Source organism: Microcoleus sp. BM001215392 (assembly GCF_036700185.1).
Classification (GTDB): Bacteria; Cyanobacteriota; Cyanobacteriia; order Cyanobacteriales; family Microcoleaceae; genus Microcoleus.
Genome location: NZ_JAUBOJ010000532.1, coordinates 1 through 4,012, shown reverse-complemented (window position 1 = coordinate 4,012; position 4,012 = coordinate 1). Strand labels below are relative to the sequence as shown.

The following is a 4,012-nucleotide window of genomic DNA, read 5'->3' as shown; positions in this document are numbered from 1 at the left end:
GTCTGACATCTGCGGTTTCTGTATCGATCGAAGACTTATGCAATTCAAGTCTAATATCTATAAACCCGCCCCACCCAGCGACCAAATTCGATCGCAGGCAATTCAACGGACATGATATAACAATCATCAAGTTTGTAGTGAGGACTTCAGTCCTCTCTCTGGGCATTGAAATTAATTATAGCCTTTCTCAGAAAGATGAGGTACGACTGGGGATAGGGCATTGGGCATTGGGCATTGCCTCCGTGGCCTCCGTGGCCTCCGTGAGCATACCTCACTTTTTTGAGAACCGCTATAGGACTAAAGTCCTTACTACAAACCGTTGAGTTTGTATTGCTATTTTTTTTTTTTATTAACTGATGTCGTCTGAAGTGATTTTTGGAAATGCGGGCGCTGAAGGTGCAAGTCGCGGCGGGTGGTTTGCGGGCCACTTTATAACGGGCGAAGATGACGCGCGATCGACTTCGGCGTTAGAGGTAAAATGGGGAGTCCACTCCGCCGGAGATTGCAGGAATCAGTGGGCGGTAAATGCGGCAGCAACTACGCTTTCTATTCTGGTAAAAGGGCGGTTTCGCTTGCAATTTCCTTCGCAAGAAATCTTGCTGTCTCGCGAAGGAGATTATGCTCTCTGGCTCCGGGGAGTGCCTCATTATTGGTTGGCCGAGGAGGATTCGGTGATCGTGACTGTGCGGTGGCCTTCGGTGTCGGGTGATAGTTCTGAAATTAAGAATTAAGTTGAACTTCGGGAACTAAAACGCGACCATTATAACCCGCCCGCTGGTAGCGATCGATCGCCTCTGAGGCGATCGCCTCCACTTTACCGCTCTTGACTAGGGCTACGCAAGCACCGCCAAAACCTCCGCCCGTCAGCCTCGCGCCGAAGACTCCGGGGATTGACTGCAAGATTGCCGCCAAGGTGTCTACTGCGGGTACCGACACTTGGTAGTCGTCGCGCATACTGGCGTGGGAAGCATTCATCAGCTCGCCGAAACGCTCGGCTGGTAAGGATTTTATTGCTTCGAGCACGCGGTTGTTTTCGGTGACGACGTGGCGCGATCGACTTTTGAGAGGTTCTGGCAATACTTCGACTGCTTTGGGATCGGTGATATCTCTAAGGGCTTTAACGCCCAATCTGCGGGCGGATTCTTCGCACTCAGCCCGCCGTTGGTTGTAGCCGCTTCCGGCTGCTAGCTGGTGGCTTTCCCCGCTGTCAATGACTAAAATTTCTGTACCTGTGGGAAAAGGTACCGGGCGGTATTCGAGGCTGCGGGTGTCGAGAAATAGCATTGTTTGGGTGTCTGCTAAACTCGACGCCATTTGATCCATGATGCCGCAGTTCAACCCCGCATACCGAATTTCGGCTAGCTGTCCGATTTGAGCGAGGCGCACGTCGTCTAGCGGGAGGTTGAGCAGGGCGCGCAGCCCTCTGAGGGTGGCTATTTCTAATGCGGCGCTGCTGGATAAACCGGAGCCGATCGGCACATTGGAGGTAATGTAGAGATTTATTGGCGGTATTTTGTGTCCTTCTTTTTCTACAAGTCGGATGCAGCCGCAGATATAACTTACGAATTTTTGCGGTATGGTATCGTCGTCTGAAAAATTTATAAGTTCGTCATATTCTGCTGAATAAAAATGGTGTCGGGTGTCGCTGCTGAAGCCGATTTGTACTGTTGTGCGTTGGGGAATTGCCGTCGGAAGTACAAATCCGTCGTTGTAGTCTGTGTGTTCGCCCAGCATATTTACTCTTCCGGGTGCGCTGGCTTGGGTTTTGGGTAATGTACCAAATACTCGTTGGAAGTTCATTTTTGGGGAATTGGGAATTGGGAATTGGGAATTGGGAATTGGTTATTTGTTATTTGTTATTTGTTATTGGTTATTGGGAAAAACACCTATCCGTGTATCCGTGACTTCCATGTCGTGAATCAAGGGAATTGGGGAGAAACAAATTTAGTTTTTATCGTTAATCCTTTTATTGTGCCCAATTTTTTTGCTGAATTCAACCCTTGTTAACAAAAATCAACATGACTTTTGTTTGGGAAAAAATCTGAGGTTGTGATAGAATGAAACGCTAAGATTTCTGCAAAAATTCAAAAAATGCGATCGACCAGACCCCGGAAACAGTTTGCTCAACATTGGCTCAAAAGCGAGAAAGCCTTAGATAAGATTGTCAAAGCTGCGAATTTGGAGGGTTCTCGCGTCCTGGAAATCGGGCCGGGTACGGGGATTCTGACTCGGCGGTTGCTGGATGCGGCTGAGTCTGTTGTTGCTGTGGAGATCGATCGAGATTTGTGCGTGCAACTCGCAAAGCAACTCGGCAAAACCGACCACTTTTTACTGCTACAAGGCGATTTCCTAGAAATGGATTTAGAAGCGGAACTCAGGGTGTTTCCCAAATTCCAAAATCCCCATAAAGTTGTTGCCAACATTCCCTATAATATCACAGGCCCGATCCTGCAAAAACTGCTGGGAACCATATCCGCCCCTGCGCCAAAACCCTTGGAGGCGATCGTGCTTTTAGTACAGAAAGAAGTAGCTCAAAGGCTTTACGCTAAACCTGGTTCTACAGCTTTTGGCGCTTTGTCAGTGCGGGTGCAGTATTTAGCAGAATGCGAATTAATTTGCGATGTACCGTCAAAGGACTTTTATCCGCCGCCAAAAGTAGATTCTGCCGTGGTGCGACTGCTTCCCAGACAAATAGAAACCCCAGCGGTTAATCCGCGCTATTTAGAGACTTTGATCAAGTTGGGATTTGGCAGCAAGCGCAAGATGTTGCGCAATAATTTGAAAGGAGCTGTAGATTTAGATAAACTCGTTCAATTGTTAGACAAATTACAGATAAATCCTCAATCTCGTGCTGAAGATTTAAGCGTGGCACAATGGGTAAACTTGAGCAATAATTTGTTTTCAGAACAGATTGTTTAGCCTTGAGCGACGGTGCGATCGGGGATTTTTTAATGCTTATTTAATCATAATTAAGGCAGGTAAAGGCTCGGAAAGCAGGTTGATTTATTGTGGAAATATGCTGCGAGTGGTGGCAGCAAATACCTGCTTTCTTAGAAAAACTATGGAGTATCGAGGTGAATTAAATCGGCACAAACAACAATAATATTTTGAGTTTTTTAAATTAGATTTAAAAGTATCTCTGCCAATTCATCAACTCTTAAAAATCCAGAAACTGTATATTTTTACCGATAGGGCCGCCCCAAAACACTAATCGCATTCTGCAAGTCTTTTCGTAGCCGAACCAACAGATAGTGTATCAAAAATGTATGAGTCCGGTTTTCTTATAGTCAAATAAACTCTATGGCTTCCGTACCCGATTGATAATTTTCCTGAGATTTATACAGAAAGTGCGATGGATGAAATTATTTATTTAACGCGGTGTCAGCCTTATTACGTACAACTGATCTGTAGCGTACTTGTCGATCGCCTGAATGCCATCAACCGAGAAAATGTTAGTTTGAATCGGGAAAAACAAAGCCATTTAACAGCAAAGAACGTGCAGGCTGCGATTGTCAAAAGTTTGGAACAAGGAGGGGCTGCATTTCGAGAACGCTATCAAGAATTAACTGATTTAGAACGAGAGTTTTTACATAAGTTAATTAATGAACCAGTGTTTTCGGTAGCAGAAACTCGCTCGTGGTCAAGACTTGTGGAGAAGGAATTGCTGGAGGTGACTGAAGAAGGTTATTGTTTTCAAGTACCGCTATTTCAGAGGTTTGTAGAGAGGCAAAGTCGGTGATAAGTTATCATAATTCAACTCGTTATAGCCTCGGTTCGGCAGGGGTTTAAACTCCTGGCGGTATTTTGGGCCCGAGCGATATTTCTGGTTGACTGAGCCTGTAGGATGTGTCAGTATTAAGGTTAGTACGAAAAATTTTTGTTTCGCAAACTGACACACGATCCTAATTGTAGTAGTTGCGTCTAGGAATATTAAATATTTATCTAACTAAGGTGCGTCGGGTGCATCTGGTGCAAGGCAAATATATCCGTAGGGGCGAAGCATGACCGCATT

Annotated in this window: 4 protein-coding genes; 3 read left to right on the top strand and 1 reads right to left on the bottom strand. The window is 45.7% G+C overall.

Annotated elements, in window-relative coordinates; genetic code table 11:
• Positions 1 to 356: 356 nt before the first annotated feature.
• Positions 357 to 731, top strand: a complete 375-nt coding sequence (locus QT974_RS32115) for a signal peptidase I (RefSeq protein ID WP_333472420.1) — start codon at positions 357 to 359, stop codon at positions 729 to 731.
• Here the strand turns inward: QT974_RS32115 and galK are convergent.
• Positions 721 to 1,800 carry a galactokinase gene (galK, locus tag QT974_RS32110; RefSeq protein WP_333472419.1) on the bottom strand — a complete coding sequence of 360 codons (1,080 nt, stop codon included), beginning with the start codon at positions 1,798 to 1,800 and terminating at the stop codon, positions 721 to 723. The genes QT974_RS32115 and galK overlap by 11 nt on opposite strands.
• Before the next feature lie 291 nt (positions 1,801 to 2,091).
• Here galK and rsmA point away from each other — a divergent pair, with 291 nt between their 5' ends.
• Positions 2,092 to 2,919 carry a 16S rRNA (adenine(1518)-N(6)/adenine(1519)-N(6))-dimethyltransferase RsmA gene (gene rsmA, locus QT974_RS32105; protein ID WP_333472418.1) on the top strand — a complete coding sequence of 276 codons (828 nt, stop codon included), beginning with the start codon at positions 2,092 to 2,094 and terminating at the stop codon, positions 2,917 to 2,919.
• 433 nt (positions 2,920 to 3,352) lie between these two features.
• Entirely contained in the window at positions 3,353 to 3,739 is a 387-nt protein-coding gene (locus tag QT974_RS32100; protein ID WP_333472417.1) for a hypothetical protein, read from the top strand.
• The last annotated feature ends 273 nt before the right edge of the window (positions 3,740 to 4,012 follow it).